Raw genomic sequence first — 25,278 nt, forward strand, 5'->3', positions numbered from 1 at the left:
TCTGCCCCTCCCGCAATCCGGGAAAAGCCCTCCCTCTGGACCAAATCCTGTGGAAATTCCTTTGTATAGTTATGCATTGCAATGTATATTTATACATGCGCGGTTCCCACGCGGGGCCGCGCTTTCGATTTGGGGAGAAAGACGCCGCACCGATGAAGCACCTGCGACACAATGCGATCCGGGAACTGGTGGCTGCCTCGCCGGTGAGCAACCAGGACGAGTTGCGGCGGAAGCTGCGCCGGCAGGGATTCGAGGTCACGCAGGCCACCTTGTCACGCGATATTCACGAGATGCGCCTTTCCAAGGGGCCAGCCGGATACATGCTCCCAAATGGAAATGGGAACGGAGCCGGTGAGATCGAGGATGATGGTCCTCCTTCGGTGGCAGAGGTGCTCGAAAGCTTCGGGATGCGCGTGCAGCGCGCGATGAACCAGGTGATTATGCGCACGGTGATGGGCGGCGCGCAGCCGGTTGCCGCGGCTCTGGATTATGAGGAGTGGCCCGAGGTAGTTGGAACCATCGCGGGCGACGATACGGTGCTGGTGATCTGCCAGGATGTGAAGCATGCAACGGAAGTTGAGAACCGGTTGAGGACGATGCTGGAGTCATGAGCGGATCGGTACAGACGGCGGTAATCGGAGTAACGGGCTATGCGGGCGCTGAGCTTGCGCGCATTCTGCTGCATCATCCGCGGCTGAAGGGCAAGCCGCCGGTGTTTGCCGGGCGCCTCGATGAGAAGGCGATCGAGCGGGGTGGGATTCCACTAGGTGAGATTCATCCCGAACTCATTGACAGCAAGGGCAGCGGCAATCTGCGGCAGCAACAGTTCTCGTGGGATCTGCTGACCGACCTGGATGTGCAGGTGCTGTTCCTGGCGACGCCGCACGAGCAGTCGCGCGAGTGGGCTCCCGAAGCGCTGGAGCGTGGTATGCGCGTGATCGACCTGAGCGGCGCATGGCGGCTGGATGAAGCGGCCAATCGCGCGGTGTATGCGTTTGAAGATGAGGGCTCCGCTCGGGCCGCGGAGATTCAGCAGCAGGCCGTGTATGGAATGCCGGAGCTTCATCGCAGCGAGATTCGCAAGGCGAAGCTGATTGCAAATCCGGGATGCTACTCGACTTCAGTCATTCTGCCGCTGCGGCCGCTCGTAACCGCAGGTTTGCTGGATCTCGATCACGGAATTGTTGCGGACTCGAAGAGTGGCGTAAGCGGAGCGGGCAAAGCCCCGACCGCGAAGACGCACTTCATGTCCGCAGCGGACAACCTTTCCGCGTATGCAGTGTTCGGGCACAGGCATACCGGGGAGTTGCTGGAGCAGATCGGGCTGGATGCGGAGCAGATTGTATTCACGCCGCACCTGCTGCCGATTCCACGGGGAATCCTCTCGACCATATATGTGAAGTTCAAGCAACCGCAGACGCGCACACAGGTTCTCCATACGTATCGCGACTTTTTTGCCGGGAGCTCGATGGTGCGGATTCACGAGCATGGTTTGCCGCAAATTCAGCACGTGGTGCGGACGAGCTATTGCGATATCGGAATCCAGCTTTCACACGACGGAAAGCGCGCGGTGATTGTGAGTTGTCTCGACAACCTGCTGAAAGGAGCATCGTCGCAAGCGGTGCAGAACATGAACGTGATGTACGGCTGGGATGAGGCGGAGGGGCTTGAATGAAATTTGTAGTCAAGCTCGGCGGAGCAGGATTGGAGACTCCAGTGCTCCTTGAGGGGTCGATGCGCGCAATTGCCGAACTGGTGCGCGACGGCAACCAAGTAGCCGTGGTGCACGGCGGCGGCGTGCAGTTGACGAAGACACTCAAAGCGCTCGGCAAGCAAAGCGAATTCATCAACGGCCTGCGCGTAACCGACGCTGAAACGCGTGACACAGCACTCATGGTGCTGGCTGGCAAGGTGAACAAGAGCCTTGTAGCGGCACTGGGCGCACTGGGTCAGCCGGCGGTTGGAATGTCCGGCGGAGACGGCTTAATCTTCCGCGCGCGCAAGAAGCGCACCACGCCGGATCTTGGATACGTCGGCGAGATTGCAGCGAGCGATCCGCGCTGGATCGAGGCAATCTGGAAGCTCGGCGGCGTGCCCGTGCTGTCCTCGATGGCGCTGGGCTTTGACGGCGAGTACTACAACGTGAATGCCGATGAGATGGCGGCGGCCTGTGCAATCGCGTGCCGCGCGGATGCGCTGGTGTTCCTGACCGATGTGCCCGGCGTGCGCGGCAACGATGGCGAAGTGATGCGCTGGCTGTCCATCGACCAGATTGCGGAGATGGCAAAGAGCGCGATCATTTCCGGCGGCATGCTGCCCAAGCTCGGGGCATGCCGCGAAGCGCTTCTGAACGGCGTGAAGCGCGTGAGGATCTTGCCGGCTGAGGCTGCCGGATTTCTTCCCGATCTGTGCAGTGCTCGCGTAGCGCACGGCACAGAAGTGATGGTGGCTTGAGGAGATCAAATTGACAAGGCTGGACCAGATTCGCGCCGCCGAGGCAAAGCTGCTGCTGCACACCTACGATCGCAACCCAATCCTGTTCGAGCGCGGTGAAGGTGCGTACCTGATTGACGAGAACGGTGCCAAATACCTCGACCTGCTTAGCGGCATTGGCGTAAATGCGCTGGGTTATGCGCATCCCGCGATCGAGAAGGCAATTGTGGAGCAGAGCCGCAAGCTCATCCACGTTTCCAACCTCTTCTATCACGAGGGGCAGGCGGAACTTGCGCAGCGTCTGGCGGATCGCACCGGCATGGACCGAGTGTTCTTTGCGAACACCGGCACCGAGGCGTGGGAAGGCGCACTGAAGCTGGCGCGCGCCCATGCGGGGCTGCTGCGTAGCGAAGGCAAGCAGATCAGCACGAAGTTCCTGGCGATGGAGCAGAGCTTCCACGGGCGTACATTCGGATCGGTATCAACAACGCACAAGGCGAAGTATCGGGAGCCGTTCGGGCCGGTTGTGCCGGGCGTGGAATTCGTTCGATTCAATGACATCGCGGATCTGCAGGCGAAGTTTTCAAGCGACGTGTGCGCCATCCTCGTCGAAGCCATTCAGGGCGAGGGCGGCGTTCGCCCCATCTCGCAGGAGTTCTTTGCAGAAGCTCGGAAGCTGGCTGACTCGACCGGAGCGCTGCTGATGGTCGATGAAATCCAAGCGGGCATGGGACGCACGGGCAAGTGGTGCGCTTACCAGCAGTACGGAATACAACCGGATGTAACAACGCTGGCGAAGCCGCTTGCGGGCGGCATTCCCCTAGGCGCAATCTGCTGCACCGAAGAAGCCGCGCGTGCCATCCACGCGGGCATGCACGGCACGACTTTTGGCGGCGGCCCTCTGGCGTGCGCTGTGGCCATTGCGGTAATCGACACGCTGGAGAAGGATCGCCTGCTCGCACATGCGGCGGAGCTGGGCGACTATTTCATGGACCAGCTGCGCGGCCTCGCAAAGAAGCACGAAGCCATCATCGATGTGAGAGGCAAGGGTCTCATGATTGGCGCGGAGTTGGATTCGGCTGACTTGGCGAAGCTGACCGTGGCAGAGATGCTGAAGCGCCACATCGTCATCAATTGCACGAGCGACACGACACTACGCTTCCTGCCGCCATACATTCTGGACCGCACGCAGGTGGATACGGCCATCGCCGCGCTTGACGAGATTTTCACAGAACATGCAGCCGCGTTTGCCGGCGCGCACAATTCACAGGCCGCAGGAGGACAGAAACGTGGCTAGCAGAGTAATGCTTTTGAGAAAGGAACCCGAAGTGCCAGTGCACCACGATTCCGACATTTTGAATGCCGCAGCACGTCTCGCCGGCGAAGACCTTTGTTCCATCGGCGATCTGTCGAGCGCCGAAGTGCGCGCGATCCTGAAGCTGGGTCACGAAGTGAAGCGCAATCCGCGTGAGTATCGCCGCGCCCTCGATGCAAAGCAGATGGTGCTGATGTTCGAGAAGGCCAGCCTGCGCACGCGGCTGAGCTTCGAGACCGGCATCAACACCATGGGCGGCAATGCCATCTTCGTAGACTGCACCAATTCGCCGCTGGGCGAGCGTGAGTCGATCGCCGATGTGGCACGCAACGTGGAGCGCTGGGTCGACGTGATTGTCCTGCGTACCTATGCGCACGACACCATCACGGAGATGGCGGCGAACTCGCGCGTGCCCGTGATCAATGCGTTGTCCGACTTCGAGCACCCCTGCCAGGCTCTGGCAGACTTCATGACCCTCGAAGAACATTTCGGTTCTGTCACCGGGCTGAACTTCACATACGTGGGCGACGGCAATAACGTCTGCCACTCGCTGATGCTGACGGGCGCTCAGCTTGGCGCGAACGTGACGATTGCGACTCCCCGCGGCTATTCGCCGGACATCGAGATCGTGACCAAGGCGCGCGACATTGCCGCTGAGAACGGCTGTGAGGTGCGTCTGCTGCAGGATCCGCATGCGGCCGTTGAAGGTGCTGATGCGGTCTACACCGACGTGTGCGTGAGTATGGGGTTCGAGCACGAGTCGACCAAGCGTGCGCCCATCTTCAGGCCCTTCCAGGTGAACGAGACGCTGATGGCGAAGGCCAATGGGAATGCGGTTTTCATGCATTGCCTGCCGGCGCGGCGTAATGCCGAAGTGACAGATGCTGTCCTAGATGGGCCGCAGTCGATCGTGTTTGACCAGGCGGAGAATCGCATGCACGCGCAGAAGGCACTGCTGCTGCTGTTGCTGGGCGGGCTGGCCAACGTGGACGCGTTCAACGGATAGACGAGGTTTTCCTTTAGCTTCTTGCCAGCCGCTGGAGATCCGGCGGCTGGACTTTTGATCGTGCTGATCGTCGAATCATTGTGCACTGGGCTGAAGTGGGCCAGAGGAGTTGGTCAGAAGTTGACATCGAACGAACAAAAATCCGGGAAGATGTGGTCGGGACGGTTCCTCTGCCTGTTCCTATTGCTTGCGGCAACTCTGACTTCTCCCTCCACCGGTCAATCTGTTCAGACGGCCGCCGGCGCAGCTGGCTTCTGCTTTCATGCATCCGGAGTTAACCTGCCCATCGGAAAATTCCTACTAATCCGCAAAGGCGACCAATTCGGCGCACTTCGAATTACTCAAATTACGCCTAGGACGCAATCGAAACCAACCGCAGGCGAATGGTTGGGCTCAGTTGAGTATGAGAGCTATTTCATTTTGAAGCCCTCCGATTCCTTCTCGAATCTGGCTAATCGAAAGCATTCAGGAGAGCTTCGGTTTGGCCGAATGAAGGGCTTCGGCTTCCACTACAGCTGGCAATCCGGCAATCAAGAGGCAGTGGTAGGACCTTGGAAATTTCGCTTCTTCGACCAGGACGGGATGTTTATGACTGCCGTTGATTTCTGGAACGGAGTTGATCACGATTCGGGTCTAGAATTCGCGCCGACAAACATCACTGAAGTGAATCAACTCAATCCTCGCGAAAGGGAGTTGCACTGGTATCCCTACGACAGAGACAGAGACATTCAATGTCCAGTACAAGCCTTTGGCAAACAGAATCCATCGACAATTTCGAGCACTCATGACTGATCAACAACAATCCGGGAAGATGTGGTCGGGACGCTTTCGTGAGCCGCTTGATGCCGAGTTCGAACAGTGGCAGCGGTCGATCGTGTTTGACTGGCGGCTGCTGGAAGAGGAAGTCGCGGCCAGCAAGGCGCATGCGTCCGCGCTGTGTGCAGCCGGCATCATCACAGAGAGTGAAAGAGCGGAGCTCCGCGCAGCACTGGATGCGATTGCTGGCGATTTCGCGACCGATGCGGGCAAGGCCAAGGTGCGAGATCACGCCATAGCCGAGGACATTCACCACTACGTTGAGTTGTCGCTGGTGGAACGCGTGGGCTCGCTCGGGCGCAAGCTGCACACAGGACGCAGTCGCAATGAGCAGATTGCCACGGACCTGCGGCTGTATGTGCGCAAGCAGGTCGGGCTGGTCGTCGAAGGGATCGCGGCATGGGCGGGCGCGCTGATTGAGCTGGCGCATGCGGCCGGTGACGCGGTGATGCCGAGCTATACGCATCTGCAGCGTGCCGAGCCTGTGCTGGTGGCCCATTGGCTGCTGGCGTACACCGAGATGCTTCTGCGCGATGCGGGGCGGCTGCGCGACTGCGCAGATCGCCTGAATTACTGTCCGCTAGGATCGGGCGCGATTGCTGGCGCGACTCTGGCTCTGGACCGCACGATTGCAGCTCGCGAGTTGAATTTCACGGCGCCCACCGCGAACTCCATGGATGCGACCAGCGATCGTGATTTCGTACTTGAGTATCTGCAGGCCTTGACGTTTGTTGGGCTGCATGCAAGTCGCTTCGCTGAAGAGATCACGCTGTTTGCGACGGCGGAGTTCGGATTCGTGAATCTGCCCGAAGCGTTTTCGACTGGATCGAGCGCGATGCCGCAGAAGAAAAATCCCGATTTGACCGAGCTGTTGCGCGCGAAAGTCGGACGCATTCACGGTGCCGCCGAAGCGGTCACGCTGCAAATCAAGGGATTACCTCTCGCCTACAATAAGGACATGCAGGAGACCCAGGAGCCCGCGTTTGCAGTGGATTTTGTTCCGCAAATGCTGCGACTCGTCGCGCGCTTCACGGCCGCATTGGAGTTCAACTTCGACCGCATGAACGCTGCGGCCCAGACGGGCTACCTCAACGCCATGGCTGCTGCGACGTACCTGGTGCATAAGGGAATCCCCTTCCGCACGGCACACGAGAAGATCGGCAATGCGGTGCGCTACGCGCTGGAGAAGGGCGTGGAACTCGGCGAATTGCCGTTGAATGAACTCAAGCAGTTCGGCGAAGAGTTTGAAGCTGACTTCTCTAACGAGATCAACCTGAGCGCTACGCTCGATTGCCACGATGTGATAGGCGGGACAGCGCGGAAGCGTGTTTGCGAGGCTCTCGAAGCTGCGCGGAAGGGTGTTGCAGCGCTATCGGAATCCGCAGAGGAGGCCGTTCATGCTGGTGCGTAAGGCGCGACTGCAGGATGCCTCGAATGTGTACGACCTGGTGAACTCGCTCTCGGGCGACGGCACGCTGCTGAAGCGCACCTTCGCAGAGATATGCGAAAACATTCGCGACTTCACCGTCGCAGAATCGGACGGCGGCGTGTTTCTCGGCTGCGGCGCGCTTCATCTCTATGGCCCGCATCTGTGCGAAGTGCGCTCGATTGTAGTGAAGCCTGAAGCGAAAGGCCAGGGTGCCGGCGGCCGCATTCTGAGCGCATTGATTGAAGAGGCGGAGGAGCACGGCATCCAGTCCGTGTGCCTGTTCACGCGCATTCCCGACTTCTTCTTCAAATACGGCTTTCGCGTCGTGGAAGACAAGGCCGACCTACCCGACAAGATCTTCAAGGATTGCCAGAGCTGCCCCCGCCTACACCGCTGCGACGAAGTATCGATGGTGCGCGGCAGGCTGCCGCGTATCTCGATTCTGGGACCCCGTAAGGAAGCGCAGGAGCTAGTGCGGCTGTTGGGCTAGGAGCAGCAGTGTTAACCGTGCTAGACAGCTTTAAGCTTTGAAGCGCCGATCGCCGCTTGACCATAGCTAAGACCGCCGTCACCGGGGCTCACGCGACGGTGCGCGAATACCTCGAAGCCTTGCGATTCCAGCTCCCTTCTCAACGAGCGAGCGAGGCGGCGATTGTGCATCACGCCGCCGCTCATCGCAACCGTAGCGACACCGTTCGCTGCGCGTGCCGCAACTGCTGCGCGCAAGAAGGCATCTGCGACACCTGCGTGGAAGCGCGCGCCGATCTGAGCCGGGGTGACTCCGCTGCGCAGATCGACGACCAGTTCCTTCCACAGCACTGACGGGTTGATACGCATCGGCTCACGCTTGGCCCAGTCACCCTGAACGAGAGTGAGTTCGTATCCCGCGGCGTCGTTCGGTTCGTCGACCGCAACGCCTTCGAGTTCAATAGCTGCCTGCGCTTCGTAGTCAACTCTCCGGCGGTTCAATACAACAGCGGCCACTGCATCGAACAGGCGGCCAAGACTGGATGTGAGCGGCGCGTTGATGCCACGCTCGATCATGCGCGAGAGTAAACGTGTCTCCTGCCCGGATGCGCCGACGAGCTTTCCCGCTTCTTCTTCCGAAAATCCGGCAGCGAGCAGATGCGCGAACGCCATCCTCCACGGTTCGCGCACCGCAGCATCGCCACCCGGCAATGCAACGTAATCAAGATGGGCGAAGCGTTCGAAGCTGTCGTGGTTCGCGATGAGTACTTCCCCGCCCCAGATCCGGCCGTCTGTGCCGTACCCTGTGCCATCAAGAGAGAGGCCAATCACGGGGCCCTGAATGGCGTGCTCAGCCATGCAGGCCGCTATGTGCGCATGATGATGCTGCACGGCAATGGTGGGAATATTGTGCTCCGCGGCCCATTGCTTCGCCCAGGTGGTTGAGAGATAACCCGGGTGAAGATCGTGCACAACAGCTTGCGGCTCGATCTCGAACGTGTGCATCAGATGCGCGAGCGATTCAGTGAAGAAGTCGAGCCCGGTAAGGTTTTCGAGATCGCCGAGGTGCTGGCTCTGGTAGGCATAGCGGCCGCGCGCAAGAGTGAAGACGCTTTTGAGATGACCGCCGACTGCAAGCAGCGGGGGTGAATCAAAGGGCAATTCAATGCCGAGGGGAACGTATCCGCGAGCTCTGCGAATCAATTGGGGCGCGCCATCGACGATCGCAGTAACAGTGTCGTCACAACGCTGCAGTATTTCGCGATTGTGCATCAGGAAGGCGTCAGCAATGTTGCCAAGGCGCTGCCGGGCCTCCGCGTTATCAATGGCTATTGGCTCCTCCGAGAGATTGGCGCTGGTCATGACGAGCGCGCGAACGCGCGTGTCGGCAAAGAGCAGATGCTGCAGTGGCGCATAGGGCAGATAGACGCCGAGCCACGGAATACCCGGCGCGACAGACGGTGCAAAGCCGCTTCCGGCGCGGACGCGGGCGATCACGATGGGGCGGGCCGACGTCTGCAGCAGCGCGGACTCTTCGTCGTTGATCAGGCAGAGAGAGCGCGCCGCTTCCATGTCACGCACCATCACTGCCAAGGGCTTGCCATAGCGATGCTTGCGCTCGCGCAAACGCGTCACAGCTTCTTCGCTGGTTGCATCCACCGCGAGGTGAAAGCCGCCGATGCCTTTGATGCCCATGATGCGGCCTGCCAGCAATTCTTCGATGCACTGCGCGATTGGGTCATCGGAAGCAATCTTCTCGCCCCGCGGCGATTCCAGCCACACGCGAGGGCCGCAGTCCCAGCAGGCGTTAGGCTGCGCATGAAACCGGCGATTGAGCGGATCGTCATATTCGGCCCGGCACGCTGCGCACATTGGGAATGCGGCCATCGACGTCTGTGGCCGATCGTAGGGAATGCGACGCGTGATGGTGAAGCGCGGTCCGCAGTTGGTGCAGTTCAGAAACGGATAGCGATAGCGTCGGTCCTGCGGATCGAGCAATTCCCGCAGGCAATCCGCGCAGGTGGCCGCGTCCGCGGGAATACCGGTGCTGACCTTGCCCAGCACCTGACTGTGCACGATGGTGAATGCGGTCTCACCGACGGGGGTGAGTTCACTCACCTGCACGGAATCGATGCGCGAGATGGGCGGAGCGTCAGAGGTTAGTCGATGCAGAAAGTCTTCGACAGCATGTTCGGCACCTTCGATTTCAATCGTCACGCCATCAGTGTCATTGCCGATGTGCCCGCCAAGGGCGTTTTGCATCGCGAGGCGATAAACAAAGGGACGGAAGCCGACGCCCTGCACCACTCCGCGCACCAGCACTGATTTCCGAATTCGGTGTTGTGCGGAGGAAGGGTCCACAGTGGGCTCGCTCTTGATGGTCAGGCTCAGCATACCGCACGCGCGGTTGTATGGCACATCCTCTTTATTTTCGAAGACTTCAAGGTGAATGGCATCACTACGCGAAATGTGCTATGAGCAACCAAAAGATAGAAAACACCATATAACTCAACAGCAGTCAGGCCGCGCCGTGCGTCTGCACTGCGGCAAAATCAGCGGGCGGGGCGCCCGCGATAGCTATCGCAACAAGATCAGGAAGGACGAGTCAGGAGAGTAGATCTATGAAGAAACAAGTTATGGTTTTGAGCGCGGTGCTGGGCGTTGCGAGCCTGGGTTGGGCATCCGACAAGACGCCCAAGGAAGCGGCCACCGACCGTCTGGATAATGCTGCCGCTGTGCTGCACGCCGTTATGGATGCGCCCGACAAGGGCGTTCCGCAGGAAGTGATGGATCATGCGAAGTGCGTGGCCGTGGTTCCCCACATGGTGAAAGGCGGCTTCGTGTTCGGCGCAGAAGGCGGCCGCGGCGTAGCCACCTGCCGCACCGCAAACGGCTGGAGCGCACCGGCGTTCTTCTCGATTGAAGGCGGAAGCTGGGGCCTTCAGATCGGAGTGGAAGGCATTGACCTGGTCATGATATTCCAGAACGACAAGGGCATGCAGCATCTGCTCGAAAGCAAGTTCAAGGTGGGCGGCGATGCCTCGGCAGCCGCCGGCCCGGTCGGACGTCATGCCTCGGCCAATACCGACTGGAAGATGGACGCTGAAATCCTCACCTACTCGCGCGCGAAGGGCGCTTTTGCAGGCCTGACACTGAACGGCGCGGCGGTTCATGAAGACAAGGACTCGATGGCAGCCGTTTACGGGCCCGACGTGAACGAGCGCTCCGTACTCACCGGCAAGGTTCCCCCGCCGGCCTCTTCGCATGCATTCCTTGCGGCTGTGCGCGGCGCCAAGGCTGAAGCCAGCGCGGCACACGACTAACTCACCGCGATCCGCTGCCCCGCGGATTGCAGCGACCACGAAGCCCCAGCCACGCCCATTGCGGCAGGGCTGGGGTTTCGTGCTTTATACAAGCAATGCTTTGATAACCGCTCGTTGTGATCGCCGCTCGCCTCAACGTATTCTGTACGTCGAGACCATATCCGGCCCATGGTGAATCCAGTTTTCCTTCACTACAGAAAGCAGTTTGCAATCCTGGCCTTCTTCGCGATTGCCCTGTCCTCCACAGCGGCTCTTGCGCAACGGCCTGACCGCAACGCCACGATCAAGAAGATCGACGCCTCGGTTACAAACCGTGACGAGAACCTGCTCGGCTACACGGTAACGGAGCTCTATCGTGTGTATCGCGGAGCGGACAAGACACATCCCGCCGCTGAGATGACGGTCAAGACCACGTATCGCAAGGAAACCGGGAAGAGCTATGTGATCCTGTCGCAGAGCGGATCGGAACTACTGCTCAAAGAGGTCCTCGGCCGCATTCTCGATAGTGAGCGAATGATGACCCAGCCTGCCAACCGAGCCCAGGCTGTGCTGACCACCGCGAACTACACGATGACGGTGAAGGGCGATGACATGGTGGACGGGCGCGCGTGCAACTTGGTGGCGATCGTGCCCAAGAAGAGCTCGCCGTACCTGTTCCGGGGGACGATTTGGGTAGACGCTCAGGACGGATCGATCGTGAAGCTGGATGGCGTGTCATCCAAGGCCGCCTCGGTGCTGGCAGGAGCAAGCCAGGTCTCGCGCCAATACACCAACATCAATGGGCTGCCGATGGCGACGCACGCAGAAGCCGAGGCCGGAAGCTGGCTGCTGGGGCAAACCACCATCGACATCGATTACAGCGGCTACGAAATGACGCTCCGCAGCGGCTCGAGCGGTCCGCAGACCGTTGGACAGGCGGGCGTGAAGGGCGTCCGTTGAGTGACGGATGACGCAGACCGGGTGAACAGGTCCTGCTCTATACTTCAGGTGTGATTCTGCTCACTGGCGACTGGAGACTCGATGCTGCGCTGGGTTCCTGCCTCGTGCTGGGGCTGCGGCATGGGTTCGATTACGACCACTTGGCCGCCATCTCCGACATAACCGCCGTACAGCGGAACTGGATGAGCGGATTGCGCCTGGGAATCACCTACGCGCTGGGTCACGCCTTCATGGTTGCAGCGCTGGGTGTGGCGGTTCTCCAGTTGCACATGGGCCTGCCCGAGGGTCTCGATCACTGGACGGAACGGCTCATCGGCGTCACCCTTATCGTGCTGGGCATCGGCGTGGTGGCGGGCATTTTGCGCAAGCCGGAGCATGGACACCATCACAACCGGGTGGATAGCCGCCTGGCCATTGCGATCAACGGGCTAATTTGGGGCGCGTGGCGTGTCCGCCGCACTTGGAATCCCGACCTGCCGCGGCCGGAGCGGTTCCGCTGGATGTATACCGGCAAATCGGTCTTTCTGATCGGGATGCTGCACGGGATCGGCGCGGAAACACCCAGCCAGTTGGCATTGTTCTTCCTGGCCAAGAGCCTGGGGGGGACCGGTAATGGGCTTCTGGGACTGGCAGCGTTCTGCGTTGGTCTGGTGGCCATGAATGGGCTGATGACGGCGTCGCTGGGCGGCGCGTTCAAATCCGGCGCATTCCATCCTCGCTTCTATCACGCAATTGCGTGGGCCGGCGCAGTTTATAGCTGCCTTATCGGACTGATCTTCCTGTTCGGAGTCTCGGACTGGCTGCCCCAATTAGGCTGACGCCGCCATCTCCCATTTACTTCGCTGGCCAAACGGCCTCGACCGATCTAGCGAGTTCCCTGTGCCCCACTGCGTTCGGATGCAGATTGTCATACATTTCGCGAGGAGTTCCAAACATGTACTTCCGTGTGTCGAAGAGCCTGAGATTCAAGCCGTCTGACGAGAGCAGGTTCAGATCATCCGTGATGTCCTGGGTGTATTGAAGGCAGGCGGCGTCCGAAGAGAGGCACCCTATGTTCTCGCCAGTATGCCGTTGAGCAGGGATCGTACCGAGAAGGACAACTGGCAGAACATCGCCTGATTCGACAACGGGAGAGCCTATCCCGACAATGGATACACCTCTATCCCCCGCACTGGCTTGTGTGAATTGCACGACGTGCTGGCCTGCATCCACGTTCGTAATTCTGATAAATCCCAGCGATTTTGTGGTTCCATTTGCGGTTTTTATTAAAGGATTGGGGCGCACCCGCAACTTTTCGACTACCTTGCCGTCGATTGCATAGCTATAGGACGCGTCTGAATCGTCGTCGATGAGCGGCCATGCATAGATGGAGCCGGCCTTGGATAATCCAACGCGAAAGCTTGCAGAAGCGCCGTCATGCCTGGTAGTCCAGACCTTGAATCGACCAAAGGTCTCCATTTCGACCGGCCCTGAGACACTCGAATCCGGGCTTCCTGCGAGCACTTTATGCTCCGCCGGAAGACCCAGCCAGGTGACCACAGCAAGATGGCACTGCATGAATATCTGCTCATATCGCCCCACGCCACGATGATCGACATCGTTGGTTCCGATCAGAACTGTGGATATCGGAAGGTCAGCGAGCGGCGGATTCAGTCCCTGAGGGAAAATCTGCCGTGCCGCTATGTCGCAGCTCTGATCGCCACCGAGGGCATAGTCCGTTACTTGGACGTTTTCTGCAATGCCGACGAGAAATGGATACGCCTGGCTCGGTTCCTCGAGTCCACCTCCCCTGGTAATGGAGTCGCCAAAGGCGTCATAGCGTCCTGGATAACCGCGAAAATGCAAAGTGGCGCAGCCACAGATCACACATGCAACAAGCATGCCAAAGCTAAGCTTCATCAGAGCCACATGAGGTTCCAAACGAACGCGATCTTTCTGCCGTGAGGTCTGCAGCTTTAGCTCGTCAACCGAAAGAATCGCGGCGGTCAGCTCCGAACGGCTAGCATCTCCGGCTAAGTCTCATTTGTAAAGTGAACACTCTCCGGTGAATTGTATGTGCGTGTGATCACATACTAAAGAAATACTCTTGGCCTAAAATCCCGGCGCATGTCGGACGTCGCTCTCATTCTCATTGCGCCCTGTTCCCTTCTGGCCGGTGCCGCTCTGCAGATTCTCATTGCGAAGCTCTGTTCGGCTCGAATCAAGGGGATCGTCGCCACACTCTCGTGTTTGCCCGCGCTGTTGGCAGTCGCCGGAACGGCGCCGCTGCTGCAGTCCGGGCAGGCCATTCACGCGAACCTCGCCGGATGGGATGGGCCCCTGGCCCTTGTGCTGCACGCCGACGCACTCAGTGTGCTCTTCGCCCTGATGGGCACGGGGATCGGCGGCTTTGTGCTGCTCTATTCCATCGGGTACATGGCGCATGACAAGGCGGCAACGCGCTTCTACGCGTCGATGCTGGTCTTTATCGCCGGCTTCGTCGGGCTCGTATTCAGCGCAAACCTCTTGATCTTCTACCTGTGCTGGGAACTGGTCGGCCTGTGTTCCTTCAGCCTGGTGGGGTTCTGGTACACCAACCCAGAGGCCGTCAGCGGCGCGCGCAAGGTGCTGCTGATGACGCATATTGCCGGGTACGGGCTGCTGGCGGGGATCCTGTTGCTCTACTACCGCGCCGGAACCGCCCTGTGGACCGACCCCGCCGTCGCGCATGCGTTCACCGGTGGTGTGTTCTTCCTGATGCTGGCTGCGCTGGTTGCCAAATCAGTTCAGGTGCCGCTGCATACGTGGATCCCGGAAGCAATGGCGGCTCCCACCCCGGTAAGCGCATTGCTGCATGCCGCCTGTTATGTGAAAGCCGGCGTCTATCTGGCCGCGCGGCTGCACAGCTTTGGCGCCTGGCCGGCGTCGTGGGGCCAGAGCCTGATGTGGATTGGCACCCTCACCATGGCAGTCGGCGTGATGTACGCCATGGTGCAGACCGACCTGAAGCGAATGCTGGCCTTCTCCACGGTCAGCCAGATCGGCTACATGATGATGGGGCTGGGAATCGGCACTCCACTAGCCATCACGGCGGGCCTGCTCCACTGCCTCAATCACGGATTCTTCAAGGGCGGACTCTTCCTCACGGCCGGGTCGGTCCAGCACGCCACCGGCACGCGCGACATGAACGAGCTTGGCGGCTTGGCTCCCAAGATGCCGCGCACCACCCTCTCGTGGCTCATCGGCATAGGCAGCATGGTGGGGTTCCCGCTGATGAGCGGGTTCGCCAGCAAGTGGATGCTGTATGCAGCCGCGTTGCAGTCAAACAACGTGATTCCCGCCATGATCGCGTGGGCCGCAAGCCTGGGCACGGTGTTCATCGGCGCCAAGGCCACCAGCGCAGTGTTCCTCGGTCCCGCGGAAGAGAAGACCGAGAATGCGCATGAGTCGCCCATCTCCATGCAATGGGGCATGGGCCTGCTGGCCGCAGGAAGCATCGTCCTTGGCATTGCACCGCAACTGGCCGTGAACACGCTGCTGAATCCTGTGCTGAGGGCCTTCTCCCTTGGGCAGGGAGTAAATGTCACGTGGCTGGGCCTTTCCGCCGATGCGGGCATGTTCTCCTCGATTGGCGGCCTGATGCTGGCTATCATTTCGCTGGTCCTGGGCGGGCTGATCTATGCGATCGGCTACGCGGCGCGGCCCGTGCCCGTCGCAGTTTCGGCTGGCGGAACTGCTGTCCTGGGCGGACGCGGCGGCGGCATTTTCACTGGAGGCGAGCCCCTCCCGGATCGGGACCGCCTGACCGCCGGCGACTTCTCCGATATCTTCCTGCAGAACTGGCGTTCGTTCTTCCAATGGACGAATGTCGATCGTGCTTACCTTGGCGTCTGGAAGGGTTTGCAGGCTGCATCGCGCGTGCTCGCCGCTGGTGTTGCATGGATGGAGCAGAATGCGCTCTGGCTCGTAGTTGCCCTTGCTGCTGCTGTGCTTGCCGCGTTGCGCTGGATCCTGCCTGGAGCGCCGTCCATAACGGCAGCCCCGGCATCAGAACTCCCGCAGGTTCCCCTGCTGATGATCGCCTCGTGTGGCGTTGCCGCTACGGCACTGCTCGCAGTCACGTTCGCGATCAAAGGAACACGAGCGCATGCGTCGCTGATGCTGCTGGCCGGTGCCTCTGCCGTGGGCGGCCTGATGATGCCGGGAGCGTGGCTACGTCTTGGCCTGCTGGAATTAGCAGCGCTACTCACGGTGGTGATCGTCTATCAAACGGCGCGCAGCCAGACAGCCAAAAACGTGTATCTCGCGGTCGTCGCGATCTCCGCAACGGCCAGCATCGCCGCGGAAATGCTCGACGCCGGCAGCCAGTGGCAGCGCGCGTTGCTCCTCACCGGGATATGCGTAAAGCTCGCCGCGGTACCCCTCTTCTTCTGGCTGCTTCGGCTTGCCGACGAGGTGCCTGCCGTGGTGCTCGGCCTCATCATCGCGGTGATCGATATGGCCGCGTTCGGTGAGTTTCTCATGGCCACTCAGGCCAATCCCGGCGTGCTCATACCGCAAGCGACGATCCTCTACGCTGCCGCACTTACCTCATTACTGGCAGCCCTGCTCATGCTCTCGCAGCGATCGTTGAAGCGCCTCCTGGTGCTCTCCACGGTTGAAGACGTCGGTTTCCTTCTGCTTGGCGCCGCCTCCGCCACGCAGATTGGAATCGACGGGGCCATCGCCGCCGCCGCCACGCACTCTCTGGGCAAAGCGCTGCTATTCGCGTGCCTGAGCGCGCCGGAAGCAGGCGGTGAGTTGGAATCAAACCCCATCGCACTCGCAAGCCGATATCCGGTCAGCGCCTTCGGATTCCTCTTCGGCATGCTGGCCATGCTCGGGGTCCCACCCCTGCTCGGTTTCATCGGTCGCTGGCGCCTCTACGAAACAGCACTGCGCATCAGTCCTCTGCTTGCCGCCGTATTCATCGCGTCTTCTATCCTGGCGCTGATCGCGTATACGCTCGCTCTCACGCGCAACTGGTGGGGTCCCCCTGACGAACCGGTCTCCCAGGACGGCCGCGAGCCACGCCTCGTGCAGGCAGCGATCGTTGTACTCTTCCTCATTCTGCTGGCCGGCGGAGCGTGGCCAGACCTTTTGCAGACGCTCACAGGAGGCCGCCTATGAAGGCCCTGGATCGGCTTATGTGCACCTGCCGCCGCCGCAGCCCCTGGCTGTTCCACATGAACTCCGGCAGTTGCAACGGCTGCGATATCGAGCTCGTCGCCGCCATCACTCCCCGCTACGACGCCGAGCAGCTTGGAGTGCAACTGGAAGGCAGCCCGCGCCACGCAGACATCCTCTGCATCACCGGACCAGTGACCCGCAACGCAGTCGGCGCAATCGAGACCGTCTACGGCCAGGTGCTGAATCCGAAAGCTGTAGTCGCCATCGGCTCCTGCCCGGCCACGACAAACGTATTCATCGACAGCCGTACCATCGACGGGCCGCTCGACAAGCACATCCCTGTCGATGTCTTCGTACCCGGCTGCCCCCCGCGTCCCGACGCCATCATCCAGGGAATCGTCAAGGCCGCGACCATCCTGGCAGAACGAGCCGCATCGCCCTCTCCGCCAGAAGCGCCGAAGCCTGAAGCAGCGCCGGAGGTGCAGGCATGAATCTCCTCACCGCTCTGGCGCGGTTGCTCATCTTTCCCGGACTTCTCTTCTGTGTTCCGGCGGCTTGGTTCTTCCTCTGGGTCGAACGCAAATCGGTCGCCCTCATGCAGGGCCGTATCGGGCCCCCGTTCATGCAGCCTTTCTACGACTTCGTCAAACTGCTCGGCAAAGACACGCCTGATCGTCCCGGCATCGTCGGCCTGCTCATGCGACTGTGGCCGCTGCTCGCAGTTGCGTCCACGGCCGGCGCAGTAGCGCTCCTACCCGTGCTACCCGCGTATGGCGGATTCCAGGGCGACTTGATTCTGCTGCTCGCCCTGCTTGAAGTGCCGCCCATCTGCATCATCGCAGCCGGATTCTCCTCGCGCTCCATCTTCTCGGAGATCGGCTCGGCACGCGAAGCTGCCCTCACCGTCTCGTACAACGTGGTGTTCCTGCTGGCGATCCTCTCCATTGCCGCCGCGCAGCACACCTTCCGCCTCGACGCTCTCGCGCACCTGCCGCCATCGCCGCTGCTCTGGCTCGGCATCATCGCGCTGGTCATCTGCCTGCCTGCCAAGCTTCATATCAATCCGTTCTCACTACCCAATGCGGAACAGGAGATTTACTCCGGCCCCATCATCGAATACTCCGGCCCCGAGCTTGCCATGTGGGAGCTCTCGCACGGGCTCGAATGGGTAGCCGCTACCGGACTTGTCGCCACGCTGGTCGCCCCGCAAATAGGAACATGGTGGCTGGCGGCCATTGTCTTCGTTCTGCTGTGCTGTGGCCTTGTTGTTCTGCTTGCCGCAGTCGCAGCCGCAACAGCGCGCATCGCCATCGATAACACAGTCCGCTTCTACTGGCAGTGCACGCTCGTCTTCGCGGTCCTGGTCGTCTCGTCCGCCATCCTCATGAGGTTCAGGTCATGAACATGCTGCTCATGCTGTGGAAGAACTTCTGGAGCGGCCCTCGGACGCTGCTCTTCCCCGAACGGCCGCGCGTAACGCAGCGCTTCCGCGGGCTCGTCCAGTTCGACCCCGACAAATGCGGCGGCTGCGCCATCTGCAAGTTCCGCTGCACCTCGCGCGCCATTGACTTCAAAGGCGGCAAGGGCGAGTTCACGTGGAGCTACAACCCCGGCCAGTGCACCTTCTGCGGCCGCTGCGTTGAGGGCTGCAAAGATCACGCGCTAAGCCAGGAAATGGCCCCGCCTCCTATCTACACCACATCCGGCGAGTTGAAGAAGTCCTATACCGTCGCACGCAAGGCCACCGTCAAGCCCGCCACTGCACCGGCCGCGCAGACCTCAACTCCCGCAACCTCCAACATCGGAGGCGCACAATGAGCACTCCTGCAAGCACTCTCCCCGCAATGCCCGAAGTTCCGGGTATATGGACTGAACGGGGCGGCGTCTTCTGGCTCGACGAGCACGGCCTCAACGTGCGCGAAGTGGCCGCGAGCATGAATGCCTCCGGAGCGCGCTTTGTCACCATCACCGCCTATCAGTTGCCAAAAGACGAAGGCTTCCGCCTCGAATATCACTGGGACCTCGCCGGCCGTCTGCTGGGCTTTGGATTCAATGTGGCCGGCAGCTCAACCGACAGCATCTACGACCTCTGCGAAGCATCTGACTGGATCGAACGCGAAATCCACGAGGGTTTCGGCATCAACTTCACCGGCCGCGAGTATGAGCCTCTGCAGATACGCAGCGGAGCCGCCATCGGCGTCAATCTGCGCGAAATCGGCCAGCCTGGCCCAACGCCCAAGCAGGAGGTCCTGCAATGAGCTACAAAATCCCCATGGGCCCATTCCACCCCGCGCTGGAAGAGCCCTACAAGCTCGACATGACCTGCGAAGGCGAAACCGTGCGCGAAGCGAAACTGCACATCGGCTTCAACTTCCGCGGCATTGAGCACCTGGCCGAGACGCGCAACTACATCCAGGTGGTCGCCCTCATGGAGCGCGTGTGCGGCATCTGCTCTTTCATCCACACGCTCACACTGTGCCAGGCCATGGAGAAGCTCACCGGCCTGGAGCCCCCTCCGCGCGCGAAATACATCCGCGTGGCAATGGCCGAGCTCGAACGCCTGCACTCGCACGTCCTCTGGGCCGGAATCGCCGCCAAACTCATGGGCTTCAAGACCATGTTCATGACATGCTTCGAGTTACGCGAGAAAGTCATGGATGTGCTCCAAGCCATTTCCGGCAATCGCGTCAATTACTCAATGAATTGCATCGGCGGCGTCAACCGCGATATCGAAGACCCGCTCTCGCTCCTCCCGATGATCGACGTCCTGGAGCGGGAGATGGTGCGCACCGTCATCCCCATCTTCACAACGAGCAGAACAGCCATGTCGCGGTGCGCGGGCATCGGGGTGCTCACGCATGAGAAGGCCTTATCGCTCGCCGTCGTCGGCCCGGTTGCGCGCGCTTCGGGAGTTGGGCAGGACCTCCGCCGCGACGCTCCCTATGCCGCTTACGAAGAGATGCAGTTCGAAGTGCCGGTTGAGCCTGACGGCGATGTAAAGGCCCGGCTGCTGGTCCGCGCGCTTGAGATTCTCGAAAGCTGCAAAATCCTCCGCCAGGCGCTGGGCAACATGCCCCCCGGCGAAATCGTCACGGGCGACGGCAAGTTCAATTTCATCAGCGGCACAGCCACAGCTCGTGTCGAAGCGCCGCGCGGTGAAGTCATGTATAGCGTTACGTGGAAGGAACATTCCCGCAATCCATCACGTGTTCACGTGCGCACGCCCACGTTCGCTAACATGCCTGCCGTCCGCTACATGGTCATGGGCGCCCGCCTCGCGGATACGCCGCTCATCCAGGCATCCATCGATCCCTGCTACTCATGCACTGACAGGTGACGCCCGTTACTTTCCAGAAACTGGCAATAGTGCCAATTGCGAACAAATCTTCCCGACGTATCATCGGGCACATTCTTAAGTGACAGATGTCACGGCCAATCGTGTTGCTTTTTGACTATAAAGAAGCGAACGCGACGCGCAATAAGAATCGCCGCACGAGTTCCACGCGGTGAAAGGTCGCGATCGGGAGGAAATGTGCCAGTATTCACACCGCCCCCGCTGCCCAGTGACGACAAGCGTTGGAAAATCGTCAATGGCACCATGCGCAAAAACGGGTTCGCCCGCCACGCACTGATCGAAACCCTTCATACAGTTCAATCGTCGTTCGGTTATCTGGACGACACGGCCATCCGTTTTGTGGCGCAATCGCTGAAAGTTCCTCTCAGCCAGGCTTACGGGGTGGTGACCTTCTATCACTATTTCAGCCTGAAACCTCCCGGCAAGCACACCATGACCATCTGCACCGGCACGGCCTGCTACATCAAGGGCACAGACAAGCTTGTGGCCGATGCAGAAAAACACCTGAATGTCTCTGCGGGCAACACCACCAAGGATGGCCAGATCAGCCTGATGACTGCCCGTTGCGTGGGCGCCTGCGGACGCGCTCCCGTCGTTCTCACGGACGGCCAGATGGTCGGACAGATGTCATCGGAGCACATGATCGAGCAACTGGAAAGGTGGGCGGTGGAATGACCATTGAAGAGCTTGATCTGATCGCCAAACAGGTCCGCGCAGAAAACGCCAAGTTCGACTACGAAGTCAACGTCTGCATGGGCACCGGTTGCCTGAGCCAGAACTCCGACAAACTGAAGGACGCCCTGGCCAAAACAGTGGAAGACAGCGGCAAGAATGCGCTGATTCGCCGGACCGGTTGCATGGGCTTATGCGCGGCTGGACCTCTGGTGTTGGTCGACCCCGACGAGGTGCTCTACCAGCACGTCGAAGAAGGCCACGCCCAGAAGATCGTTGACAGCCTGGGCGGCAAGCCAGTGGCCGAGCTGCAGTGCGAGCTCCGCGACCACTTCGACCAGCAGGTCCATGTAGTGCTGGAAAACTCCGGCCAGATCGATCCCGAAAGGATCGAAGACTACATCGCGCACGACGGCTACCGCGCCCTGCTGATGGCGGTGAACGACATGACGCCCAGCGGCGTGATCCGCCAGATCACCGAGAGCGGACTCCGGGGGCGCGGCGGCGGCGGCTATCCCACCGGCCTGAAGTGGTCCACCGTTGCCAAGGCTCACGGCGAAACAAAGTACGTGATCTGCAATGGCGACGAGGGCGACCCGGGCGCATTCATGGATCGCTCAGTGCTCGAAAGCGATCCGCAGCGCGTCATCGAAGGCATGGCGATTGCCGCCTACGCCGTTGGCGCCAACAAAGGCTACGTCTATGTGCGCGCAGAGTATCCGCTGGCGGTCAGCCGCCTGCAGGCCTGCCTGCGCGATGCGCGCCGCCGCGGTCTGCTCGGCAGCAACATCGGCAACACGCCCTTCAGCTTCGATGTAGAAGTTCGCCTGGGCGCCGGCGCCTTTGTATGCGGCGAAGAAACCGCGCTCATCGCCTCCATCGAAGGCCGCCGCGGCACACCAAGGCCGCGTCCGCCCTATCCCGCGGTCAGCGGACTCTGGGGCAAGCCGACGCTCATCAACAACGTTGAGACCTTTGCCAACATCGCACCCATCATCCGCAATGGCGGGCGCTGGTTCGCCGCCATGGGATCCGAGCGTTCGAAGGGCACCAAGGTCTTCGCTCTCACCGGCAAGATCAAGAACACGGGGCTTGTCGAAGTGCCCATGGGCATCAAGCTTCGCGAAATCATCGAGAAGATTGGTGGCGGCGTTCCCGACGGCCGCAAGTTCAAAGCCGTGCAGACGGGCGGCCCTTCCGGCGGCTGCCTGCCCGAATCCATGCTCGACATCGGTGTCAGCTACGACGCGCTGATGGCGGCAGGCTCCATCATGGGCTCCGGCGGCATGATCGTCATGGACGACACCTCCTGCATGGTCAACGTGGCTCGCTTCTTCGTCGAGTTCTGCATGACCGAGTCCTGCGGCAAGTGCATTCCCTGCCGCGCCGGCACCGCGCAGATGTACACCATCCTCACCAAGTTCTGTACCGGCACCGGCACCATGGCCGACCTCGAACTGCTTGAAGAGCTCTGCGACACCGTCAAGAGCGCCAGCCTGTGCGGCCTCGGCCAGACCGCTCCCAACCCTGTGCTGAGCACGCTCAAGTACTTCCGCAACGAATACATCGACCACATTGTGCACAAGCGCTGTACTGCAGGCGTTTGCAACATGGCGGCCTCCACGGCCAAGCCCGCCGAGGAGGTGCTGGCATGAGCGACACCGCAGAAGTCAAAACTCTAGTCATCGATGGGCAGGAAGTCAGCGCGGTTCGCGGACAGACAATCCTCGAAGTGGCCCGTGAGAACGACATCCAGATCCCGACGCTCTGCCATCTCGAAGGACTCACCGATGTCGGCGCATGCCGGCTCTGTGTGGTCGAGATCAAGGGCAGCAACAAGCTCTTCCCAGCCTGCGTCACTTCTATCTACGAAGGCATGGAAGTCAGCACCAACTCCGAGCGCCTGCAGAAGCACCGCCGCATGATCCTCGAGCTGCTGTTCACGGAGCGCAACCACATCTGCTCCGTCTGCGTGGCGAACGGTCATTGCGAACTGCAGTCGCTGGCGCAGGACCTGGGCCTCACGCACGTGCGGCTGCCCTATCGCAATCCCGAGTTGACGATCGACGCTTCCCACGAGCGCTTCACGGCCGATCACAATCGCTGCATCCTGTGTACGCGTTGCGTTCGCGTCTGCGCCGAAGTTGAAGGCGCGCATGTGTGGGACGTGATGGGCCGCGGCATCAACTCCATGATCATTACCGATCTTCACGAGAACTGGGGCGAATCAACCTGCACGCGCTGTGGTAAATGCGTCCAGGTCTGTCCCACCGGGGCTCTTTACGATAAGGGCAAGATTGGATCCGACCACCCCAAGTACCCGGATTTTCTCCCGTACCTGAACCTGATGAGGGAAGCGCGATGAGCAAACTAAAACTAGCAACAGCATGGCTCGACGGATGCTCCGGATGTCACATGTCGTTCCTCGACATGGACGAACGGCTGCTCGAACTGGCAGAGTTCGTCGATCTCGTCTACAGCCCCCTCGTCGATTTAAAGGATTTTCCTGACCAGGTAGACATCACGCTCGTCGAAGGCGCGGTAGCTTCCGTCGACGACGAAGCCAAGATTAAGAAAATCCGCGCGCACACAAAGATGCTCATCGCCATAGGCGACTGCGCCATCACTGGGAACGTCCCGTCGATGCGCAACCCCATCGGCCCTGAGCCCATCCTCGATCGCGCCTACATCGAGAACGCAACCCTCCAGCCGCAGATTCCCTGCGTAGTGGTGCCCAAGCTGCTTAAAGTGGTCCGGCCGGTTCACGAGTTCGTGGAAGTGGACGTATTCCTTCCCGGATGCCCGCCCTCGGCCGACACTTTCCACACGGCCCTCACTGCCATCATCAGCGGAGAGCCGCTGGACATTCCGGCCCTCACCCGCTTTGGAGCCTGAAAGGATCAGAGACTGTCATGAGCCAGACCATCACCATAGATCCTGTCACGCGCCTCGAAGGCCACGGCAAGATCACCATCCAACTCAACGATCAGGGCGAGGTTGCCGACGCTCACTTCCACGTCACGCAGGTGCGCGGATTCGAGCGCTTCTGCGAAGGCCGCCCCTTCTACGAGATGCCCGCCCTCATGGCGCGCATCTGCGGAATCTGCCCCGTCTCGCACCTCGTCGCATCCGCCAAGGCATGTGAGGCCATCATGTCGGTGCGCATCCCGCACACCGCCGCGCAGTTGCGTCGCGTCCTTAACCTTGCTCAGATGGTGCAGTCGCACTCGCTGAGCTTCTTCCACCTCTCCTCGCCCGACCTGCTGCTGGGCATGGAATCCGATCCAACCAAGCGCCACATCTTCGGCGTGGCCGCGCAGAACCCCGAACTCGGCCGCGCTGGCATTGCCCTGCGCCGCTTCGGCCAGCGCGTCATTGAGCTGCTCGGCTCCAAGCGCATTCACACCGGCTGGGTCATCCCCGGCGGCGTCACCGATCCGCTCACCGCCGCCAATCGTGACGAAATCCTCGCCATGATGCCGGAGGCCTACAGCAACGTGAAGCTGGCTCTGGCCGCCTACAAGCAGCTCGCGTCCAACTTCAAGCAGGAGATCGAAGTCTTCGCCAACTTCCCGTCGATGTACCTCGGCCTGATCAACGAAGACGATTCGATCGAGTTCACCGACGGCACATTGCGGCTGATCGATGAGAAGGGGAAGACCGTCGAGGAAAGCATCACAGCGACGCAGTTCCCCGATCTGATCGGCGAGGCTGTCGAGCCGTACTCCTACACCAAGTTCGTTTACTACAAGCCGTTCGGCTATCCGGAGGGCAGCTATCGCGTGGGTCCGCTCGCCCGCCTGAACATCGTCAAGAAGATGGGCACGCCTCTGGCCGAGCCCGAGCTGGCCGAATTCAAGCAGCTTGCCAACGGACCGGTAGAGAGCTCCTTCTACTACCACCACGCCCGGCTCATCGAGGTGCTCTACGGAATCGAGAGGATCGAACAGATCCTCGCCGATCCGCTCATCCTCGACAAGCATGTACGTGCAACAGCCGGCGTGAACCGCCTTGAAGGCGCTGGCCAGAGCGAGGCGCCCCGCGGAACGCTGCATCATCATTACAAAGTCGACGCCGACGGCAAGATGGTCTGGGCCAACCTGGTAGTGGCAACGGGCCACAACAACAACGCGATGAACAAGGGCGTTCTGCAGGCCGCGAAAGCCTACGTGCGCAACGGCAAGTTCACTGAGGGCGCTCTCAACCGGGTCGAGGCTGTTATCCGCACCTTCGATCCATGCCTGAGCTGCTCCACTCACGCCTTCGGCCAGATGCCGCTCGCCATGACGATCCTGTCAGCGGACGGTGAAGTCGTCGACAAGGTCGTTCGCTAATGCATTTCCTGAGTAGCTCTGTCTCGAAGCCGATGCTCTC

Annotated in this window: 24 protein-coding genes; 22 read left to right on the forward strand and 2 right to left on the reverse strand. The window is 60.7% G+C overall.

Annotation, left to right across the window (positions count from 1 at the left end; genetic code table 11):
• Window positions 1–95 precede the first annotated feature (95 nt).
• The 8 genes from MOP44_RS23840 to MOP44_RS23875 are packed head-to-tail and all read left to right on the forward strand — an operon-like array spanning window position 96 to window position 7,489.
• Complete coding sequence (locus MOP44_RS23840; protein WP_260792911.1) at window positions 96–611, forward strand: arginine repressor; 516 nt, start codon at window positions 96–98, stop codon at window positions 609–611.
• Window positions 608–1,675: an N-acetyl-gamma-glutamyl-phosphate reductase gene (gene argC, locus MOP44_RS23845; protein ID WP_260792912.1), complete on the forward strand. Its 1,068-nt coding sequence runs from the start codon at window positions 608–610 to the stop codon at window positions 1,673–1,675. Before MOP44_RS23840 ends, argC begins: the two co-directional genes overlap by 4 nt.
• The gene (argB, locus tag MOP44_RS23850) at window positions 1,672–2,454 is read left to right on the forward strand and encodes an acetylglutamate kinase (RefSeq protein ID WP_260792913.1); all 783 of its coding nucleotides are present in this window, start codon (window positions 1,672–1,674) and stop codon (window positions 2,452–2,454) included. Before argC ends, argB begins: the two co-directional genes overlap by 4 nt.
• Window positions 2,455–2,464: 10 nt before the next feature.
• The gene (locus MOP44_RS23855; RefSeq protein ID WP_260792914.1) at window positions 2,465–3,730 is read left to right on the forward strand and encodes an aspartate aminotransferase family protein; all 1,266 of its coding nucleotides are present in this window, start codon (window positions 2,465–2,467) and stop codon (window positions 3,728–3,730) included.
• A gap of 7 nt (window positions 3,731–3,737) precedes the next feature.
• Complete coding sequence (gene argF / locus MOP44_RS23860; protein WP_260796697.1) at window positions 3,738–4,754, forward strand: ornithine carbamoyltransferase; 1,017 nt, start codon at window positions 3,738–3,740, stop codon at window positions 4,752–4,754.
• A 21-nt stretch (window positions 4,755–4,775) separates the two neighbouring features.
• Entirely contained in the window at window positions 4,776–5,546 is a 771-nt protein-coding gene (locus tag MOP44_RS23865; protein ID WP_260792915.1) for a hypothetical protein, read from the forward strand.
• Window positions 5,539–6,981 carry an argininosuccinate lyase gene (gene argH / locus MOP44_RS23870; protein ID WP_260792916.1) on the forward strand — a complete coding sequence of 481 codons (1,443 nt, stop codon included), beginning with the start codon at window positions 5,539–5,541 and terminating at the stop codon, window positions 6,979–6,981. Before MOP44_RS23865 ends, argH begins: the two co-directional genes overlap by 8 nt.
• Complete coding sequence (locus MOP44_RS23875; RefSeq protein WP_260792917.1) at window positions 6,968–7,489, forward strand: GNAT family N-acetyltransferase; 522 nt, start codon at window positions 6,968–6,970, stop codon at window positions 7,487–7,489. The genes argH and MOP44_RS23875 overlap by 14 nt, the downstream gene beginning before the upstream one ends.
• A gap of 20 nt (window positions 7,490–7,509) precedes the next feature.
• On the opposite strand, the gene hypF is transcribed toward MOP44_RS23875, so the two are convergent.
• Complete coding sequence (hypF, locus tag MOP44_RS23880) at window positions 7,510–9,885, reverse strand: carbamoyltransferase HypF (RefSeq protein WP_260792918.1); 2,376 nt, start codon at window positions 9,883–9,885, stop codon at window positions 7,510–7,512.
• A 203-nt stretch (window positions 9,886–10,088) separates the two neighbouring features.
• Between hypF and MOP44_RS23885 the strand changes: the two genes are divergently transcribed.
• The 3 genes from MOP44_RS23885 (at window position 10,089) to MOP44_RS23895 (ending at window position 12,547) form a co-directional block, all read left to right on the forward strand.
• Entirely contained in the window at window positions 10,089–10,790 is a 702-nt protein-coding gene (locus MOP44_RS23885) for a lipid-binding SYLF domain-containing protein (RefSeq protein WP_260792919.1), read from the forward strand.
• A 168-nt stretch (window positions 10,791–10,958) separates the two neighbouring features.
• Window positions 10,959–11,729 (forward strand): LolA-like protein, encoded by a 771-nt coding sequence (locus MOP44_RS23890; RefSeq protein WP_260792920.1) that lies wholly within the window; start codon window positions 10,959–10,961, stop codon window positions 11,727–11,729.
• Window positions 11,730–11,779: 50 nt separating this feature from the next.
• Entirely contained in the window at window positions 11,780–12,547 is a 768-nt protein-coding gene (locus MOP44_RS23895; protein WP_260792921.1) for a hypothetical protein, read from the forward strand.
• Between the two features lie 16 nt (window positions 12,548–12,563).
• Here the strand turns inward: MOP44_RS23895 and MOP44_RS23900 are convergent, their stop codons facing one another.
• Window positions 12,564–13,637 carry an SGNH/GDSL hydrolase family protein gene (locus MOP44_RS23900; RefSeq protein ID WP_260792922.1) on the reverse strand — a complete coding sequence of 358 codons (1,074 nt, stop codon included), beginning with the start codon at window positions 13,635–13,637 and terminating at the stop codon, window positions 12,564–12,566.
• A gap of 198 nt (window positions 13,638–13,835) precedes the next feature.
• On the opposite strand from MOP44_RS23900, the gene MOP44_RS23905 reads away from it, so the two are divergent.
• The 11 genes from MOP44_RS23905 to MOP44_RS23955 all read left to right on the forward strand — a co-directional run bounded on the left by MOP44_RS23905 (window position 13,836) and on the right by MOP44_RS23955 (window position 25,238).
• Window positions 13,836–16,877, forward strand: coding sequence for a proton-conducting transporter transmembrane domain-containing protein (locus tag MOP44_RS23905; RefSeq protein ID WP_260792923.1), 3,042 nt, complete (start codon window positions 13,836–13,838; stop codon window positions 16,875–16,877).
• Window positions 16,874–17,368 (forward strand): NADH-quinone oxidoreductase subunit B family protein, encoded by a 495-nt coding sequence (locus tag MOP44_RS23910; protein WP_260792924.1) that lies wholly within the window; start codon window positions 16,874–16,876, stop codon window positions 17,366–17,368. Before MOP44_RS23905 ends, MOP44_RS23910 begins: the two co-directional genes overlap by 4 nt.
• On the forward strand, window positions 17,365–18,279 hold the full coding sequence (locus tag MOP44_RS23915) for a respiratory chain complex I subunit 1 family protein (protein ID WP_260792925.1): 915 nt from the start codon (window positions 17,365–17,367) through the stop codon (window positions 18,277–18,279). The genes MOP44_RS23910 and MOP44_RS23915 overlap by 4 nt, the downstream gene beginning before the upstream one ends.
• Window positions 18,276–18,695 (forward strand): 4Fe-4S dicluster domain-containing protein, encoded by a 420-nt coding sequence (locus MOP44_RS23920; protein WP_260792926.1) that lies wholly within the window; start codon window positions 18,276–18,278, stop codon window positions 18,693–18,695. Before MOP44_RS23915 ends, MOP44_RS23920 begins: the two co-directional genes overlap by 4 nt.
• A complete protein-coding gene (locus MOP44_RS23925; protein WP_260792927.1) occupies window positions 18,692–19,135 on the forward strand; it encodes an NADH-quinone oxidoreductase subunit C in 444 nt (147 codons plus the stop codon). The genes MOP44_RS23920 and MOP44_RS23925 overlap by 4 nt, the downstream gene beginning before the upstream one ends.
• The gene (locus MOP44_RS23930; RefSeq protein ID WP_260792928.1) at window positions 19,132–20,214 is read left to right on the forward strand and encodes a hydrogenase large subunit; all 1,083 of its coding nucleotides are present in this window, start codon (window positions 19,132–19,134) and stop codon (window positions 20,212–20,214) included. The genes MOP44_RS23925 and MOP44_RS23930 overlap by 4 nt, the downstream gene beginning before the upstream one ends.
• A gap of 195 nt (window positions 20,215–20,409) precedes the next feature.
• Window positions 20,410–20,907 (forward strand): bidirectional hydrogenase complex protein HoxE, encoded by a 498-nt coding sequence (hoxE, locus tag MOP44_RS23935; RefSeq protein WP_260792929.1) that lies wholly within the window; start codon window positions 20,410–20,412, stop codon window positions 20,905–20,907.
• On the forward strand, window positions 20,904–22,559 hold the full coding sequence (locus MOP44_RS23940) for a NuoF family protein (RefSeq protein ID WP_313901029.1): 1,656 nt from the start codon (window positions 20,904–20,906) through the stop codon (window positions 22,557–22,559). Before hoxE ends, MOP44_RS23940 begins: the two co-directional genes overlap by 4 nt.
• Window positions 22,556–23,269: a bidirectional hydrogenase complex protein HoxU gene (gene hoxU, locus MOP44_RS23945; RefSeq protein WP_260792930.1), complete on the forward strand. Its 714-nt coding sequence runs from the start codon at window positions 22,556–22,558 to the stop codon at window positions 23,267–23,269. The genes MOP44_RS23940 and hoxU overlap by 4 nt, the downstream gene beginning before the upstream one ends.
• Window positions 23,266–23,799: an NADH-quinone oxidoreductase subunit B family protein gene (locus MOP44_RS23950; RefSeq protein ID WP_260792931.1), complete on the forward strand. Its 534-nt coding sequence runs from the start codon at window positions 23,266–23,268 to the stop codon at window positions 23,797–23,799. Before hoxU ends, MOP44_RS23950 begins: the two co-directional genes overlap by 4 nt.
• A 17-nt stretch (window positions 23,800–23,816) precedes the next feature.
• A complete protein-coding gene (locus MOP44_RS23955; protein ID WP_260792932.1) occupies window positions 23,817–25,238 on the forward strand; it encodes a Ni/Fe hydrogenase subunit alpha in 1,422 nt (473 codons plus the stop codon).
• Window positions 25,239–25,278: the final 40 nt, after the last annotated feature.

The sequence above is a fragment of the Occallatibacter riparius genome, assembly GCF_025264625.1.
Classification (GTDB): Bacteria; Acidobacteriota; Terriglobia; order Terriglobales; family Acidobacteriaceae; genus Telmatobacter; species Telmatobacter riparius.

Coding starts and splice junctions, on each gene's coding strand:
- MOP44_RS23840 (WP_260792911.1), top strand. CDS start 96: ATGCGCGGTTCCCACGCGGGGCCGCGCTTTCGATTTGGGGAGAAAGAC.
- argC (WP_260792912.1), top strand. CDS start 608: ATGAGCGGATCGGTACAGACGGCGGTAATCGGAGTAACGGGCTATGCG.
- argB (WP_260792913.1), top strand. CDS start 1,672: ATGAAATTTGTAGTCAAGCTCGGCGGAGCAGGATTGGAGACTCCAGTG.
- argF (WP_260796697.1), top strand. CDS start 3,738: ATGCTTTTGAGAAAGGAACCCGAAGTGCCAGTGCACCACGATTCCGAC.
- argH (WP_260792916.1), top strand. CDS start 5,539: ATGACTGATCAACAACAATCCGGGAAGATGTGGTCGGGACGCTTTCGT.
- MOP44_RS23875 (WP_260792917.1), top strand. CDS start 6,968: ATGCTGGTGCGTAAGGCGCGACTGCAGGATGCCTCGAATGTGTACGAC.
- MOP44_RS23885 (WP_260792919.1), top strand. CDS start 10,089: ATGAAGAAACAAGTTATGGTTTTGAGCGCGGTGCTGGGCGTTGCGAGC.
- MOP44_RS23890 (WP_260792920.1), top strand. CDS start 10,959: ATGGTGAATCCAGTTTTCCTTCACTACAGAAAGCAGTTTGCAATCCTG.
- MOP44_RS23905 (WP_260792923.1), top strand. CDS start 13,836: ATGTCGGACGTCGCTCTCATTCTCATTGCGCCCTGTTCCCTTCTGGCC.
- MOP44_RS23910 (WP_260792924.1), top strand. CDS start 16,874: ATGAAGGCCCTGGATCGGCTTATGTGCACCTGCCGCCGCCGCAGCCCC.
- MOP44_RS23915 (WP_260792925.1), top strand. CDS start 17,365: ATGAATCTCCTCACCGCTCTGGCGCGGTTGCTCATCTTTCCCGGACTT.
- MOP44_RS23920 (WP_260792926.1), top strand. CDS start 18,276: ATGAACATGCTGCTCATGCTGTGGAAGAACTTCTGGAGCGGCCCTCGG.
- MOP44_RS23925 (WP_260792927.1), top strand. CDS start 18,692: ATGAGCACTCCTGCAAGCACTCTCCCCGCAATGCCCGAAGTTCCGGGT.
- MOP44_RS23930 (WP_260792928.1), top strand. CDS start 19,132: ATGAGCTACAAAATCCCCATGGGCCCATTCCACCCCGCGCTGGAAGAG.
- MOP44_RS23940 (WP_313901029.1), top strand. CDS start 20,904: ATGACCATTGAAGAGCTTGATCTGATCGCCAAACAGGTCCGCGCAGAA.
- hoxU (WP_260792930.1), top strand. CDS start 22,556: ATGAGCGACACCGCAGAAGTCAAAACTCTAGTCATCGATGGGCAGGAA.
- MOP44_RS23950 (WP_260792931.1), top strand. CDS start 23,266: ATGAGCAAACTAAAACTAGCAACAGCATGGCTCGACGGATGCTCCGGA.
- MOP44_RS23955 (WP_260792932.1), top strand. CDS start 23,817: ATGAGCCAGACCATCACCATAGATCCTGTCACGCGCCTCGAAGGCCAC.